The organism is uncultured Litoreibacter sp. (assembly GCF_947501785.1).
In the GTDB taxonomy this organism is placed as follows: domain Bacteria; phylum Pseudomonadota; class Alphaproteobacteria; order Rhodobacterales; family Rhodobacteraceae; genus Litoreibacter.
In genome coordinates this window covers 1,229,270-1,244,094 of the sequence record NZ_CANMXB010000001.1, presented here as the reverse complement: position 1 = coordinate 1,244,094, position 14,825 = coordinate 1,229,270, and the positions used below count along the sequence as shown (strand labels likewise).

17 protein-coding genes are annotated in these 14,825 nt (G+C 59.6%); 15 read left to right on the top strand and 2 right to left on the bottom strand.

Going from position 1 to position 14,825, the window contains the following annotated elements; all coding sequences use genetic code 11:
- The first annotated feature begins 242 nt into the window (after positions 1-242).
- From pufB to preA, 8 genes are all read left to right on the top strand, one after another.
- Positions 243-401 (top strand): light-harvesting antenna LH1, beta subunit, encoded by a 159-nt coding sequence (pufB, locus tag Q0899_RS06105; RefSeq protein WP_298290148.1) that lies wholly within the window; start codon positions 243-245, stop codon positions 399-401.
- Between the two features lie 12 nt (positions 402-413).
- Positions 414-737, top strand: coding sequence for a light-harvesting protein (locus Q0899_RS06100; protein ID WP_298290151.1), 324 nt, complete (start codon positions 414-416; stop codon positions 735-737).
- A 145-nt stretch (positions 738-882) separates the two neighbouring features.
- The gene (locus Q0899_RS06095) at positions 883-2,310 is read left to right on the top strand and encodes a PucC family protein (protein ID WP_299191551.1); all 1,428 of its coding nucleotides are present in this window, start codon (positions 883-885) and stop codon (positions 2,308-2,310) included.
- Positions 2,311-2,354: 44 nt separating this feature from the next.
- Positions 2,355-2,990 (top strand): hypothetical protein, encoded by a 636-nt coding sequence (locus Q0899_RS06090; protein WP_299191549.1) that lies wholly within the window; start codon positions 2,355-2,357, stop codon positions 2,988-2,990.
- A gap of 129 nt (positions 2,991-3,119) precedes the next feature.
- Positions 3,120-3,410 (top strand): putative quinol monooxygenase, encoded by a 291-nt coding sequence (locus Q0899_RS06085; protein WP_299191547.1) that lies wholly within the window; start codon positions 3,120-3,122, stop codon positions 3,408-3,410.
- Positions 3,407-4,201, top strand: coding sequence for an N-acyl homoserine lactonase family protein (locus tag Q0899_RS06080; protein WP_298356938.1), 795 nt, complete (start codon positions 3,407-3,409; stop codon positions 4,199-4,201). Before Q0899_RS06085 ends, Q0899_RS06080 begins: the two co-directional genes overlap by 4 nt.
- Positions 4,202-4,357: 156 nt before the next feature.
- On the top strand, positions 4,358-5,692 hold the full coding sequence (locus Q0899_RS06075; RefSeq protein ID WP_299191545.1) for an NAD(P)-dependent oxidoreductase: 1,335 nt from the start codon (positions 4,358-4,360) through the stop codon (positions 5,690-5,692).
- Between the two features lie 10 nt (positions 5,693-5,702).
- Complete coding sequence (gene preA, locus Q0899_RS06070; protein WP_298290168.1) at positions 5,703-7,007, top strand: NAD-dependent dihydropyrimidine dehydrogenase subunit PreA; 1,305 nt, start codon at positions 5,703-5,705, stop codon at positions 7,005-7,007.
- 68 nt (positions 7,008-7,075) lie between these two features.
- On the opposite strand, the gene Q0899_RS06065 is transcribed toward preA, so the two are convergent.
- Positions 7,076-7,306 carry an N-(5'-phosphoribosyl)anthranilate isomerase gene (locus tag Q0899_RS06065; RefSeq protein WP_298290171.1) on the bottom strand — a complete coding sequence of 77 codons (231 nt, stop codon included), beginning with the start codon at positions 7,304-7,306 and terminating at the stop codon, positions 7,076-7,078.
- A 28-nt stretch (positions 7,307-7,334) separates the two neighbouring features.
- On the bottom strand, positions 7,335-7,955 hold the full coding sequence (locus Q0899_RS06060; protein ID WP_298290174.1) for a TetR family transcriptional regulator C-terminal domain-containing protein: 621 nt from the start codon (positions 7,953-7,955) through the stop codon (positions 7,335-7,337).
- Positions 7,956-8,123: 168 nt separating this feature from the next.
- Between Q0899_RS06060 and Q0899_RS06055 the strand changes: the two genes are divergently transcribed.
- The 7 genes from Q0899_RS06055 (at position 8,124) to Q0899_RS06025 (ending at position 14,810) form a co-directional block, all read left to right on the top strand.
- Complete coding sequence (locus Q0899_RS06055) at positions 8,124-9,374, top strand: Zn-dependent hydrolase (RefSeq protein WP_299191542.1); 1,251 nt, start codon at positions 8,124-8,126, stop codon at positions 9,372-9,374.
- 139 nt (positions 9,375-9,513) lie between these two features.
- Positions 9,514-10,215: a hypothetical protein gene (locus Q0899_RS06050; RefSeq protein WP_298290181.1), complete on the top strand. Its 702-nt coding sequence runs from the start codon at positions 9,514-9,516 to the stop codon at positions 10,213-10,215.
- A gap of 22 nt (positions 10,216-10,237) precedes the next feature.
- A complete protein-coding gene (hydA, locus tag Q0899_RS06045) occupies positions 10,238-11,701 on the top strand; it encodes a dihydropyrimidinase (RefSeq protein WP_299191540.1) in 1,464 nt (487 codons plus the stop codon).
- Positions 11,702-11,816: 115 nt separating this feature from the next.
- Positions 11,817-11,981: a hypothetical protein gene (locus Q0899_RS06040; RefSeq protein WP_299191538.1), complete on the top strand. Its 165-nt coding sequence runs from the start codon at positions 11,817-11,819 to the stop codon at positions 11,979-11,981.
- 26 nt (positions 11,982-12,007) lie between these two features.
- Entirely contained in the window at positions 12,008-12,799 is a 792-nt protein-coding gene (locus tag Q0899_RS06035) for an ABC transporter ATP-binding protein (RefSeq protein WP_298356950.1), read from the top strand.
- Positions 12,800-13,056: 257 nt separating this feature from the next.
- Positions 13,057-13,968 (top strand): ABC transporter permease, encoded by a 912-nt coding sequence (locus Q0899_RS06030; RefSeq protein WP_298290193.1) that lies wholly within the window; start codon positions 13,057-13,059, stop codon positions 13,966-13,968.
- On the top strand, positions 13,965-14,810 hold the full coding sequence (locus Q0899_RS06025) for an ABC transporter permease (RefSeq protein WP_299191536.1): 846 nt from the start codon (positions 13,965-13,967) through the stop codon (positions 14,808-14,810). The genes Q0899_RS06030 and Q0899_RS06025 overlap by 4 nt, the downstream gene beginning before the upstream one ends.
- Positions 14,811-14,825: the final 15 nt, after the last annotated feature.

Genomic DNA, 14,825 nt, shown 5'->3' with positions numbered 1-14,825 from the left:
CAACCGTCTGAGGCGGTTTGTCGCGCTTTCTTGCCGCGCATTTGAGGCCGCGCCACGCCAAGTGCGTGATATGTAACAATATTTGTACAGTTGATTATGTCAATCAAACCTTACATACTTGGGGCATGACACTACCGATGTAAGTCGAGTTGTAGAGGTGGAGCCATATTTCCCCGTCGGGGAATGTGCTTTGGGTAACCAAGGCAGGCCCCGGCATACACACTAGGATACGGAGGGACGTCATGTCTTCAAATGATCCTGATAAGGTCTGGCCAACTGGCTTGACTCTGAGAGAAGCAGAAGAGCTTCACAGCTATCTTATCGACGGCACACGTGTCTTCGGTGGGATTGCGCTCCTGGCACACATACTCGTCGCTATTTCGACGCCGTGGCTGGGATAGGGAGGTAGCACAATGAACAATTCAAAAATGTGGCTTGTTGTGAAACCAACCGTCGGTGTTCCATTGTTCCTGTCGGCTGTGGCCGTCGGGTCCTTCGCGGTCCATGTGGCCGTGTTGTCGAACACCACTTGGGTGTCGGACTTCTTGTCCGGCAAAGAGCTTGGCGCAATGTCGTCCGCGGCTGTCATCATTGATGACCCGGACACAAATACCGCTAACGCTTCGTTCGTGACGCCGGAAACGGTCAGCGCGACGGGGGCTCAGGAAGTTCTGGTCACCATGCCGGACGGAACCCAAAGGCGGGCTGTGCTTCAACCTGCAGGTGAATCCCTCTAGCGAGGATCGCCTAACAAAATTGCCGTCCCCATCAGGGGCCGGTTTGTCGGGTGCCGTTCTGCGCGGCAACAGCCAAGGGGACGGCCCCGACGAATAATTCAGGACGGCGCGCGGTGCTGCGGGCCGCGCCATGAAGGCGCATACGATGTTGAACTATCGAAAATTTGCCTTGGGCAAACTGGCGCAAATCGGTCCCCGTTATCTGCCCTTCGCGGATGTGGCCTCTGAGAATGTGCCGCTATCCCGCCTTCTGCGGCTTTCATTGTTCCAGGTCACCGTCGGCATGGCCCTGGTGCTGCTTGTCGGCACCCTGAACCGCGTGATGATTGTCGAACTCGACGTCTCCGCCGCCCTGGTGGGCATCATGATTTCCCTGCCGTTGTTATTCGCGCCGTTCCGGACGCTGATCGGCTTCAAATCTGACACGTTCGGCTCCGCCTTCGGCTGGCGCCGCGTCCCGTTCATCTTCAAAGGCACTATGCTGCAATTCGGCGGCTTCGCGATCATGCCCTTCGCGCTGCTGGTCCTCTCTGGCTATGGGGAGGCGGTCGATGCGCCGCGCTGGATCGGCCTTGCCGCCGCGGGCCTTGCGTTTCTGCTTGTGGGCGCAGGCGTCCACATGGTGCAAACCGTGGGCCTCGCGCTAGCCACTGATCTGGTGCCCGAGGAGGATCAGCCCAACGTCGTTGGCCTCATGTATGTCATGCTGCTCGTCGGTATGATCGTCAGCGCCTTCATCTTCGGCGCGCTGCTGGAAAACTACACGCCGGGCCGCTTGATCCAATGCATCCAAGGCGCTGCGGTCATCACAATCGTGCTAAACGCGGTTGCCGTGTGGAAGCAGGAAGGCCGCAACTGGGACCGGGCCCAGGCCCATATTCGTGGTGACGCAAAACCGGAATTCTCCGACAGCTGGCGCGAGTTTATCGCGGGGCAGGGCGCCATGCGCTTGCTTGTGGTCATCGCCTTCGGGACGCTGGGCTTCGGCATGGCTGATGTGCTGCTGGAGCCATATGGCGGCCAAGTGCTGGGCATGAGCGTTGCCCAAACCACCAAGCTGACCGCCGTGTTGGCGTCTGGCAGCCTGATCGGGTTCGCGCTCGCCTCCCGTGTGCTCAGCAAAGGGGCAAGCCCCGTCAACATGTCCTTCTACGGCGCGGCGGTGGGGCTTCCGGCCTTCGCTGCGATTATTGCGTCCGCCCAATTGAACGCGCCGATGGTCTTCGTTCTCGCCACGCTCGCAGCGGGGTTCGGGGCCGGGCTATTCGGTCACGGCACGCTGACGGCTACAATGCGCAGCGCGCCAAAAGAACAGATCGGCCTGAGCCTTGGGGCGTGGGGCGCGGTGCAGGCAACTGCTGCAGGCGTGGGCGTCGCCGCTGGCGGCATCATCCGTGATGTCATGGTCAGCCTGCCAAGCGCTGCAACCGCGCCGCCGCAGACCGCCTACATTCCCGTTTTCGCGCTAGAGCTGGTCTTCCTGGCCGCAGCGCTCATCGCCATCTACCCGCTCATGAAGAAATTAACTGGAACCCGCCGGACCAAAACCTATCTTCCTGTCGAGGAAACCTGATCTAGGGCCGGCTAAAATTACGGCAACACAACACTGGAGGACCCATGACAACAGTCATCTCAAGGCTCTACGCCGACGCCAAAACCGCGAATGCGGCGGTCGCTGACCTCAAAAAGGCAGGCTACAAGGACGACATGCTGGACGTCATCAAACCCGGCCCCAGCGTGAAAGACGCGATGGAGCAGGCCCGTGTCGGGTCCGCCGCTATTGAGACATACGCCAGCCATCTGACCGGGTCGAACACGCTCGTCGTGGTCCGCGCCCCGCTGATGCCGCCGGGGGCGGCTTATGTTGCGATGGATTGTGTGGACGCGCACCCAAGCGTCAATGCGGGCGTCGCCAATCAGAACGAATATATCCGTGAGTCCTTTGACAGAAGCAGGTTCGGCAAATCCGTTGGCAATCACCGCCATATCATTGGTCAAGATCTGACGCCGGGTTACAGCGAAAGATACGGGTTGGTGACGCAGGCCTTCGGTCTGAAACACCTCAAGCCGCATCGCACCAAACGCTCCGCGATTGAAGGCGGCGGATTCAAGTCCCGCATGTTCTGGCCAATGCCGCTTCTCAAGAAGAAGGACGGGTCCAGCTCTGCCATTTCGGGTGGCGCACATATGTCCAAGTTCTTCTGGCCGATGCCGCTGATTTCCCGTCGGGAGGCCTCTGCCAAAACCTGGTAAGCACGCGACTGATCTAAAGTGAATGCCGTCTTGTCTCTCAGGGCGGCATTTTTAATGTATACATTATGGACTTGCCCTTCCTTCGGGATCGGCGTTGACTGCGGGCAATCAAACACCAAAGGAATATCCATGTTCGCAGTCACCGTAACCTTCACCATCAAAGAGGGCCAAATGGATGCCTTCCTGCCCCTGATACTCAAGAACGCGCGCGCCTCGGTGAAAGACGAACCCGGCTGTCGCCAATTTGACGTCTGCACTGACCCGAGCCACCCCAACACGGTGTTTCTCTACGAACTTTACGACGACGAGGCCGCTTTTGAGGCGCATCACCAAATGCCCCATTACAAAGACACGGGGCCAGCGGTCGCAGGCTTGGTCGCGGATAAGCAGCTGCGCACCTTTGATACCGTTGCCAGATGAGCAACTGGCAGGTCCACGCGGTCAAATACGCCGACCGCAACGCCCGCACGCGCGCTGACAGCTTCATCTTCGATGACAATCACGACGCGCCTCATGCGATGGATTACTTCATGTGGGTGCTCCGACGTGGCGATGACGTCATTCTGGTCGACACCGGATATGACGAGGCGGAAGCCGCCTCGCGCGACCGCCCAATCAGCATGGACCCGCGCGAGGCCCTAAAGCCGCTGGGCCTTGCTGCCGGAGACATCACCCAGCTGATTGTCACCCATCTGCATTACGATCACGCGGGCGGGCTGCACCTGTTCCCAAACGCCACCATCCACCTGCAAGCGGCCGAGATGGCCTTCGCCACGGGGCCATGTATGTGCCATGGCACCTTGCAAATGCCCTTCACGGCTGACCACGTGTGTGAGGCGGTGAAACGGGTCTATTCGGGTCGTTGTGTCTTCCATGAAGGCGACGGTGAGGTGGCTGACGGCGTCACTGTGCACTGCCTCGGTGGCCATTCGCGCGGCCTGCAGGCCGTCCGGGTGCGCACGGATGCCGGGTGGCTTTGCCTGGCATCAGATGCCACCCATTATTATGAAAATGTGTTTGAAAATAAGCCGTTCCCAATCGTTGTTGATCTCGAAGACATGCTGCAGGGCTTCGAGCGGCTGCACCGGTTGGCCTCCGATCCCAAGCTGATCATCCCCGGCCACGACCCGCTGGTTCGCGAGCTGTTCCCGCAAGATGTGGCCGACCATATCTACCGGCTCGACAAAGGCCCTGACCGCTGGGTCTTCTGACGCGACCCCTTTTCCATGTTCCCAATTTACCCCGACGGAGGCTCCAAGCCTGCGCCAGAGACTGTGTCACCCAATTTTCCAAACCGCACAAAATTTACCATTTGATAAAAAATAAAACTGTGCCAAGCTGAACCAGAATTCAGCGAGGGGGAATACATGCCCAACAGCCAGATGACGCCAGGAATAGTGCCGGGCAGGGTGCCCGCAAACCAGTTGGCCGATAATTTCGACGACCTGCACCCCGCCTACGCGCCGCATGAGGCTGCCGTGGCCGCAGATCGCTGCTACTTTTGCCACGATGCGCCCTGTATTACTGCCTGTCCCACTGACATCGACATCCCGCTGTTCATCCGCCAGATCCAGACCGGCACGCCAGAGGCGGCGGCCAAGACCATCCTGTCGCAAAACATCCTTGGCGGCATGTGCGCCCGTGTCTGCCCGACCGAGACATTGTGCGAACAGGTCTGCGTGCGTGAGGTTGCCGAAGGCAAACCGGTTGAAATCGGACGCCTGCAACGCCACGCAACAGATACGCTGATGGCGAAAAACTCCCATCCTTTTTCGAGGGCGCCGGACACCGGCAAATCCGTCGCCGTTGTGGGTGCAGGTCCAGCCGGTCTGGCCTGTGCGCACCGGCTCGCGATGCATGGCCACAGCGTCACGCTCTATGATGGGCGTGCCAAGGCGGGCGGGCTGAATGAATTTGGCATCGCCGCCTATAAGACTACCGATGATTTCGCCGCGCGCGAGGTTGATTGGCTAATGCAAATCGGCGGCATCACTTTGGAATTGGGGGCTCGCCTCGGCGAGGATCTTAGCCTCGAAGAACTCAAGAACATCAACGATGCCGTCTTCCTGGGTATCGGTCTGGGCGGTGTGAACTCCCTGCGCGCCGCCGGTGAAGAAAGGGACGGTGTCAGCGACGCCGTCTCTTTCATCGCAGATTTGCGGCAGGCGACAGATTTGGCTGAGTTGCCGGTCGGGCGCAACGTTGTTGTCATCGGCGGCGGCATGACCGCCGTGGATGCTGCCGTGCAATCCAAGCTGCTGGGCGCGGAAAATGTGACAATCGCCTACCGACGTGGCCGCGACGCCATGAGCGCCTCGCGTTTCGAACAGGACCTCGCCGCGTCGCATGGCGTCAACATCCTGTTCAACGTGCAGCCCAAAGAGGTGCATGGAAACGGCGCTGCGGCAGAGGTCGAATTCGAATACACCACCACTGACAACGGCAAGCTGAAAGGCACCGGCGAGACCTTCCGGATCAAGGCCGATCAGGTCTTCAAGGCCATCGGTCAAACGCTCGACGGTGTGCCGGACGGCTTGGACCAAGACGGCGGCAAGATCGCAGTCACCGGCGCGGGCCAAACCTCGATCCAGGGCGTCTGGGCGGGCGGTGACTGTGCGTTCGGTGGCGACGACCTGACGGTGACAGCCGTTGCCGAAGGCCGAGACGCGGCAGAAGACATCCATTCCACATTGATGGGCTAAGGAGAGCGACATGGCAGATCTGACAAGCACCTTCATTGGCATCAAAAGCCCAAACCCGTTCTGGCTGGCATCCGCGCCACCCACGGATAAGGAATACAATGTCCGCCGCGCCTTTGAGGCGGGCTGGGGCGGCGTAGTCTGGAAAACGCTGGGCGAAGAAGGCCCGCCCGTCGTCAACGTCAACGGCCCTCGCTACGGGGCGATTTACGGTGCCGACCGCCGCCTTCTGGGCCTCAACAATATTGAGCTGATCACCGACCGCCCGCTCCAGCAAAACCTGCGCGAAATCAAGGCTGTCAAACGGGACTACCCGGATCGCGCGATGGTCGTGTCCCTCATGGTGCCGTGCGAGGAGGAGGCGTGGAAGGCCATCCTGCCCGTGGTCGAAGAAACCGGCGCCGATGGGATCGAGCTGAATTTCGGCTGCCCGCATGGCATGTCGGAACGCGGCATGGGCGCGGCTGTGGGGCAGGTGCCCGAATACATTGAAATGGTCGCCCGCTGGTGCAAGCAAAACACCCGGATGCCGGTCATCGTAAAACTGACCCCTAATATTACGGACATCCGCAAACCGGCCGAAGCCGCTTTGCGGGGCGGGGCGGACGCGGTCTCGCTGATCAACACGATCAACTCGATCACATCCGTGAACCTCGACACGATGAGCCCAGAGCCATCCATCGACGGCAAAGGCAGCCATGGCGGCTATTGCGGTCCGGCGGTCAAACCCATCGCCATGTCAATGGTGTCCGAGATTGCCCGTCACGAGGCGACGCGCGGCCTGCCCATCTCAGGCATCGGCGGCATCACCACATGGCGCGACGCGGCAGAATTCATGTCGCTTGGCTGTGGCAATGTGCAGGTTTGCACGGCCGTGATGACCTACGGCTTCAAAATCGTGTCCGAGATGATCTCTGGCCTGTCCGATTGGATGGATGAGAAGGGCCACACATCTACCGCCGACTTCATCGGTCAGGCCGTGCCGAATGTCACCGACTGGCAGTATCTCAACCTCAACTACGTGGCCAAGGCCAAGATCGATCAGGATGCCTGCATCTCCTGCGGCCGCTGCTTTGCTGCCTGTGAGGACACGTCACATCAGGCAATCGCCATGTCCGAGGACCGCACTTTCAGCGTGATCGACGAGGAATGCGTGGCATGCAACCTCTGTGTTGATGTCTGCCCGGTGGAGGATTGCATCTCGATGGTGCCGATGGAGCCGGGGCAAACCGACCCGCGCACCGGCAAAGTGGTGGAAAAGGAATACGCCAACTGGACGACCCATCCCAACAATCCCGGTGCGGTTGCGGCGGAGTAAGATTTTTCGCCGAAAAATCTGTGCCAAAAACTCTTCGACGAAGAGTTTTTCTGCCTCGTGTGTTTCGCTCAAATATGTAACTGTGGGCGTGACTTCGAGCACAGAATGATAAATTGATCGCCCCATTCCATCACATGAAAGCCGCGGCTTTGCACTTCAACAAAGAAGCGTTCGCGGCCGACTTCCCGCTCTACATCGCAAACGGCGCGGCGGACAATTCCGCCGCTGCGGGCGGCCTTGGCGGAAAACAGATGGTCGATCCATGGATGGCGGGGCGCAGAGGCGATGTGATGCGTCATACCGCTGACATAACTGCCTCAATATGACTCAAACCTTAAGCGTTTGGTGAAAAACCTGGGTCAGATAGGCTTCCGCCCCATCAAACGGATCTTCTTCACCCAAAACGGCCCGCACCTGTACATCAAAATCGGCGTAATGCTGGGTCAGCGACCAGATTGAGAAAATCAGATGATGTGGATGGATGTCGGCAATTTTGCCATCTCTGGCCCACCCCCGGATGACCGTACATTTCTCGTCGACAAGTCGCTTGAGATTGCCTGATAGTTCCGCCCCAATATGAGGCGCACCTTGCAGGATTTCATTGGCGAACAGGCGGCTTTCGCGGGGGAACTCCTGGCTCATGCGCAGTTTGCGGCGCACATAGCCCATGATCTCTTCCACGGGGTCGCCATCGGGGCGCATTTCTTTCAGCGGGTCCAGCCAGGTTTCCAAGAGGCTCGATAGCAGCTCTGCATAGATCGCGTCTTTGGAGCGGAAGTAATACAGCAGGTTTGGCTTCGACAGGCCCGCTTCCGCGGCGATCTGGTCAAGGGTCGAGCCCCGAAACCCGTATTTCGAGAAAACCTGCAAGGCCGCTTCGCGAATGGTGGCCCTGTTCCGCGCCTGAATGCGGGTTTCTTGCCGCGGGGGGGTGATGTCATGCGGCATAATTTATCCGGTTGCCTAATCGTTTAGCAGGTGACGACAAACGCGGCGGATTGGCCAGCCTTTTTCTTGACGGATCGTAACTCTCTGTTAGCGTATGTTTGACCAGTCGGTCAAATTCTGGCTGGCGCAGCAATCGGCACCATTAGGTTGCCGCACTTGGGGGAAGTCATGGCAGCACCTGGTGAAAACCTGAAGATCGACGGCGCGCGGCTGTGGGACAGCCTGATGGAGATGGCCAAGATCGGCCCTGGCGTCGCCGGCGGCAACAACCGCCAGACAGTGACCGACGAGGATGGAGAGGGCAGGGCGCTTTTTCAAAGCTGGTGCGAGGCGGCGGGCTGCACCATGGGCCTTGATCAAATGGGCAACATGTTCGCGCGACGCGAGGGCACCGACCCTGACGCGCTGCCGGTCTATGTGGGCTCCCATCTCGACACGCAGCCCACTGGCGGCAAATATGACGGCGTTCTGGGTGTGCTCGGCGGGTTGGAGATCATTCGCTCCCTCAACGACCTGAACATCAAAACCAAACATCCCATCGTTGTGACCAACTTCACCAACGAGGAAGGCACGCGTTATGCACCAGCCATGCTGTCATCTGGCGTCTTTGCTGGCATCCACACGCAGGATTGGGCCTATGAACGCGAAGACGCGGATGGCAAGACATTCGGCGACGAGCTAAAGCGCATTGGCTGGCGCGGCGACGAGGAAACCGGCGCCCGCAAGATGCACGCCTTCTTTGAGCTGCATATCGAACAGGGCCCTATTCTGGAGGCCGAAAACACCGATATTGGTGTGGTCACACATGGCCAAGGCCTCAGCTGGGTCCAATTCACTGTCACGGGCAAGGACAGCCACACCGGCTCCACCCCGATGCCAATGCGCAAGAACGCAGGTCTCGGCATGGCGCATATCTTGCAAAAGGTGGATGAGATAGCGTTGTCCCACGCGCCCCATGCCGTGGGCGCGGCCGGCCATATCGACGTGTTCCCGAATTCGCGTAACGTGATCCCTGGAAAAGTGGTATTCACTGTTGATTTCCGCTCGCCAGACTTGTCGGTGATCGAGGATATGGAAAAACGCCTTGCCGCCGCCGCGCACGAGATCTGCGACGGGATGGGGCTTGGCCTCGAAATGGAAAAGGTGGGCGGCTTTGATCCCGTGGCCTTTGACGAAGGCTGCGTGACGGCGGTGCGCAACGCCGCTGAACGGCTTGGTTATAGCCACATGAACCTGATCTCCGGCGCGGGCCATGACGCCTGCTGGATCAACCGTGTGGCGCCTACAGCGATGGTGATGTGCCCCTGCGTAGATGGTCTCAGCCACAACGAGGCCGAGGAAATCAGCCCGGACTGGGCCGCAGCGGGGGCCAACGTGCTGTTTCACGCGGTCGTTGAGACCGCGGAGATCGTCGGGTGACGTCAGCCGGTCGTGAGTGTCTGCTGGCGGTCGCGCAGGGATGCGCTATGGTCAGGCCACGCCGCACCGTCGCGGCGCAACGCTGTGGTCGTGTAGACGTCGTTCTTGGCCTGCAGTCACAGATTGCTAAAGGCAACCCATGATCAGACTTTTCCGTTTCATATCAGCGCTTTTTGTTGTGGCTCTCATCGCCGCCTGCGCGCCGCCCGCGCCGCCCGTTTCAATCCGCGGAGGTATCGGGCAAACAGCAAATCTCGACGCTATTCGTCCGCCGTCCGGCGTGACCTACCGCTATCAGATGGAAACAGACGGCGTGCCGGTTCCGGTTGAGCTTCGTCTGCGTTCTAAGCGCCGCAGCGCGTCAGTCTACGACTATCGCGGCAATCTGACCATATTGCTGCCGGAGGCAGACAATCTCGAAGAGATCGGTCGCTTGATTGGTGAGACGTTGAAGGTCGATGACATCAAAATCGGCATCCAGGGCAACAAGTTGCTGATCCCGGTGAACTTGCGCACCGACAACCGGTTCCGCTCGCTGTCCTCCAGCCTGGTGCTGCTCGAAAGCAAATACGCGCCACATGATTGCTTCGCCGTCATCGGGACCTGCCGCTACACGGCTTTTGAGGGCGACAAGTCAATCGCGCTGGTTGCCGAGACGACGGAAAAAAACGGCGTCTGGCGCACCCGGACCAAGCCAGATCCGCGCAAACGTAAGCCCGGCCAGCAAACCGGGGCGCAGTCGCTTGTCTATTCGATCGACAAAAACGCGGTCCTGATCGACATGGTGCTGACCTCCGTGCGTGGCGGGCAGCGATCCTCGGTCGTGTTCCGCAGAAAATAGGCCCAACCCGAAGGAGACCCTCATGAGCAAAGTCATCAAAGGTGGAACCATTGTCACTGCAGATCGCAGCTGGCAGGCGGATGTGTTGATTGAAGGGGAGAAAATTGCGCAGATCGGGGAGAACCTAACAGGGGATGAGGTGATTGACGCCGAAGGAGCTTATGTCATCCCCGGTGGCATCGACCCGCATACGCATCTCGAAATGCCCTTCATGGGCACCACAGCCGCCGAAACCTTTGAAAGCGGGACCTTTGCGGCGGCGGCTGGCGGCACCACCATGCTGGTCGATTTCTGCTTGCCGGGCGAGGACGGATCGCTGCTCAATGCCATTGATGATTGGGACCGCAAATCCAAAGATCAGATTTGCTGTGACATCTCCTATCACATGGCGATCACCGGCTGGAACGAGAGCGTTTTCAACGAGATGCAGGACGTTGTTGAGAAACGCGGTATCAACACGTTCAAGCATTTCATGGCCTATAAGGGCGCGTTGATGGTGGAGGATGACGAGATGTACGCCTCCTTCAAGCGCTGCGCTGATCTGGGCGCGCTGCCGCTGGTCCATGCTGAGAACGGCGACATCGTGCAGGAGCTGCAGCAAAAATATCTGGCCGAAGGCATCACCGGCCCGGAGGGTCACGCCTATTCCCGTCCACCTGAGGTGGAAGGCGAGGCCGCCAACCGCGCCATCATGATCGCCGATGCGGCAGGCACGCCGCTTTACATCGTGCATGTGTCCTGCGAGCAGGCCCATGAGGCCATCCGCCGGGCCCGCCAAAAGGGGATGCGCGTCTATGGGGAGCCGCTGATCCAGCACCTGACCCTCGATGAAAGTGAATATTTCGACAAGGACTGGCAATACGCGGCGCGCCGCGTGATGTCGCCGCCATTTCGCTCCAAGGATCATCAGGCCTCGCTCTGGGCGGGGCTCAGTTCGGGGTCCCTGCAGGTCGTTGCCACCGATCACGCGGCTTTCACCGACAAACAGAAGCAAATGGGGCTCGACAATTTTACCACCATTCCCAACGGCACTGGGGGGCTGGAGGAACGCATGGCGATGCTCTGGACAACCGGTGTTGAGACCGGTCGGCTGACGCCGGAGGAATTCGTGGCGGCGACCTCCACCAACATCGCCAAAATCCTCAACATCTACCCGCTCAAGGGCGGCATCGCCGTTGGTGGCGACGCGGATATCGTGGTCTGGGACCCCAAGATCAGCAAGGAAATCGCGGTCTCAACCCAGAAATCCATCATTGATTACAACGTGTTCGAGGGTATGACGGTCACGGCGCAGCCTCGGTTCACGCTGTCACGTGGTGACGTGATCTGGGCGCATGGCCAAAACTCCCAGCCACAACCCGGTCGCGGCAAGTTCATCCGCCGTCCAGCCTTCGCCTCCGCGTCCAAGGCCTTGGGCAAATGGAAGGCCCTGAACACCCCGCGCAAGATCGAGCGCAACCCGATGAACATTCCGTCAGGCGTTTGAGACCTTATGCGTACTACGAACAATACCTTGGCAAACGCCCTACTAGCGTCACAGATTTGCCCAATTGCACTGCGAGACCCTTGCTCAATACAATTTTTTGACGAGGGAATTCATCATGAGTCCGAAACTCATTCGCGCGATGCTGGTCGTCGCATTGGCCTTCCTGGCGCTGGCCACATGGGTCAACGATATTGCCATGGCCGACGCCATGTTCATCTTCGCGGCGTTTTCGATTGGCGGCGTCTGGGCCAAAAACAGCCAGGCGGCAGACCCAGCCTAGCCCAACTTGCGACGAAGGGGCTTTAGATGGCCCCTCTACCCGATCCCGTCGTCTCGGCGCACAACCTTGATCTGACCTTTCAGACCGGGGATGGGCCTGTTCACGCACTCAAAGACGTTTCGCTCGACATCGAAAAGGGCGATTTCGTCAGCTTCATCGGCCCGTCCGGTTGCGGCAAAACCACCTTCCTGCGCTGCATTGCCGGGCTGGAGCAGCCCACGGGCGGCACGCTCACCGTCAACAACATGACCCCGGACGAGGCGCGCCGCGCGCGAGCCTATGGCTACGTCTTCCAGGCGGCAGGCCTCTACCCGTGGCGCAGCATTGCGCGCAACATCTCGCTGCCGCTGGAAATCATGGGCTACTCCAAATCCGACCAGAAAGCCCGCGTCGACCGCGTGCTCGATCTGGTAGAGCTGTCGGGCTTCGGCGGCAAATACCCGTGGCAATTGTCCGGCGGGATGCAGCAACGGGCCTCCATCGCGCGGGCACTGGCTTTTGATGCGGATATTTTGTTGATGGACGAACCGTTCGGTGCCTTGGATGAAATCGTCCGCGACCATCTTAATGAGCAGCTCTTGGCACTCTGGGCCCGCACCGAAAAAACCATAGGCTTTGTGACGCATTCAATCCCGGAGGCGGTGTACCTCTCCACCAAAATCGTCGTCATGAGCCCCCGTCCGGGACGGATCGCTGACGTCATCGACAGCCCGCTCCCAAAGGAACGGCCGCTGGATATCCGCGACAGCCAAGATTTCATCGACATCGCCCACCGGGTCCGAGAAGGGCTCAGGGCAGGGCACGCAGATGACGCTTGAACCAAATATTAAGGTTAACGCGCCCCGACCTGAAAACAGGCCGAGGCGACTGCAATGTGGTCAAAGACCCCATCACCGTTTACGGCCATCGACTCCTCAGCCTGTACCGCAAAGCCATGCTACGCTGGGATTTATGAACGAACCCTTACCATCACTGTTTCAAAAATACCTGAACTCTCTCGTCTCGACAGGTGCGCCATTTGCAGTTGTGGGACGCTCCGCGGGAGGTATTTTTGAAACAATGATAGGGAGGCGTCATGCGTAGCTTTCTGCCTATCTTCACCGTGATCGCCGCCATCATTGCCCTTTGGTACGCGGCGGTCGTGCCGATGAACATCAAGGAAACTCTGACCCAGCTGGAACGCGGCGGGGCGGAGGTCTCACCACCTTCCGCACAGGAGCGGCGCGATATGGGGCATCTGGGCTTGGTCGCGGCCAATAGCTTTGCGGCCTCCGCCACCCTCTCCCAAGACCGGCCCCGTTTGCCTGCGCCACATCAGGTCGCCGCCGAGCTTTGGGACGGCACGGTGGACAAGAAGATCACCTCCAAACGCAGCCTCGTCTATCACGGCTGGATCACCCTTAGCGCCACCTTGATGGGGTTCGCCATCGGCACCGGGCTTGGCATTTTTCTGGCGGTCGGCATCGTGCACAGCCGGGTGATGGACAAATCCGTCATGCCTTGGGCCATCGTCAGCCAAACCATCCCGATCATCGCATTGGCCCCAATGATCGTGGTGGTGCTTTATTCCGTCGGCCTGCAAGGCCTGTTCCCCAAGGCGGTGATCTCCGCCTATCTCAGCTTCTTTCCGGTGGTGGTCGGCATGGTCAAGGGGTTGCGCAGCCCCGACCAGATGCAGCTGGATCTGCTCAAAACCTACAATGCCAACACCAATCAGGGCTTTTGGAAATTGCGGCTTCCGGCCTCCATGCCCTATCTCTTTGCGTCCCTCAAAATCGGCATCGCGGCGGCCATGGTGGGGGCCATCGTGGGCGAGCTGCCGGTGCAGGGTGGGGGCCTTGGCAATCGCATGCTGACGGGTAGCTATTACGGCCAAACCATCCAAATCTGGTCCGCGCTCTTCGCCGCCGCCATACTGGCGGCCACGTTGGTTGCCGTCATCGCCATGATCCAGCGCGGCACGCTCAAGCGGATGGGGCTGGCATGATCTATCTCGTAGCAGCTTTCGCCATTTGGCTGGCGCTCTGGGCGCTCAACACCAAGTTGGCCAACGGGAGAAGCAGTGAAACCCGCGCTGTTTCCCTTGCCATCCCGCTGATCTTCGGGGCGACGCTTCTGATCATCTGGGAACTGGCCGTCCGAGGGCTTCAGGTCCCGCTCGTCATTCTGCCGCCGCCTAGCCTGATCGCGCAAACGGTGGCCAGCCAGACAGCAACGCTTTGGGCCGATTTTGTGCAAACCTTCATCAAGGGCGCGCTGAGCGGCTATGTCATTGGGGCGATTGCGGCCTTTGTGACCGCCATTCTGGTGGACCGTTACGACTTCCTCAAACGGGGCCTCCTGCCTGTGGGCAACTTCATGGCGGCGCTGCCCATCGTTGGCACGGCACCAATCCTCGTGATGTGGTTCGGCTTCGACTGGCAGTCCAAATCGGCGGTGGTCGTGGTCATGGTGTTCTTCCCGATCCTCGTCAACACCGTCGCGGGTCTGGGCGAAACCACACAAATGCAGCGCGACCTGATGCGCACCTACGGGGCCAGCTACATGCAAGGCCTGATCAAGCTTAGGCTCCCCGCCGCCATGCCCTTCATCTTCAATGGGCTCAAAATCTCCACCACCCTCGCGCTGGTGGGCGCCATTGTGGCCGAATTCTTCGGCTCGCCCACCCTTGGCATGGGGTTCCGCATTTCCACATCTGTGGGCCAATTGGCGCTCGACATGGTGTGGGCCGAAATTGTCGTCGCTGCTTTGGCGGGCAGCGCGTTTTATGGCATCATCGCCGCAATAGAGAAGGGGGTCACGTTCTGGCACCCCTCGCAACGCACGTAAAAACCAACCTGGGAG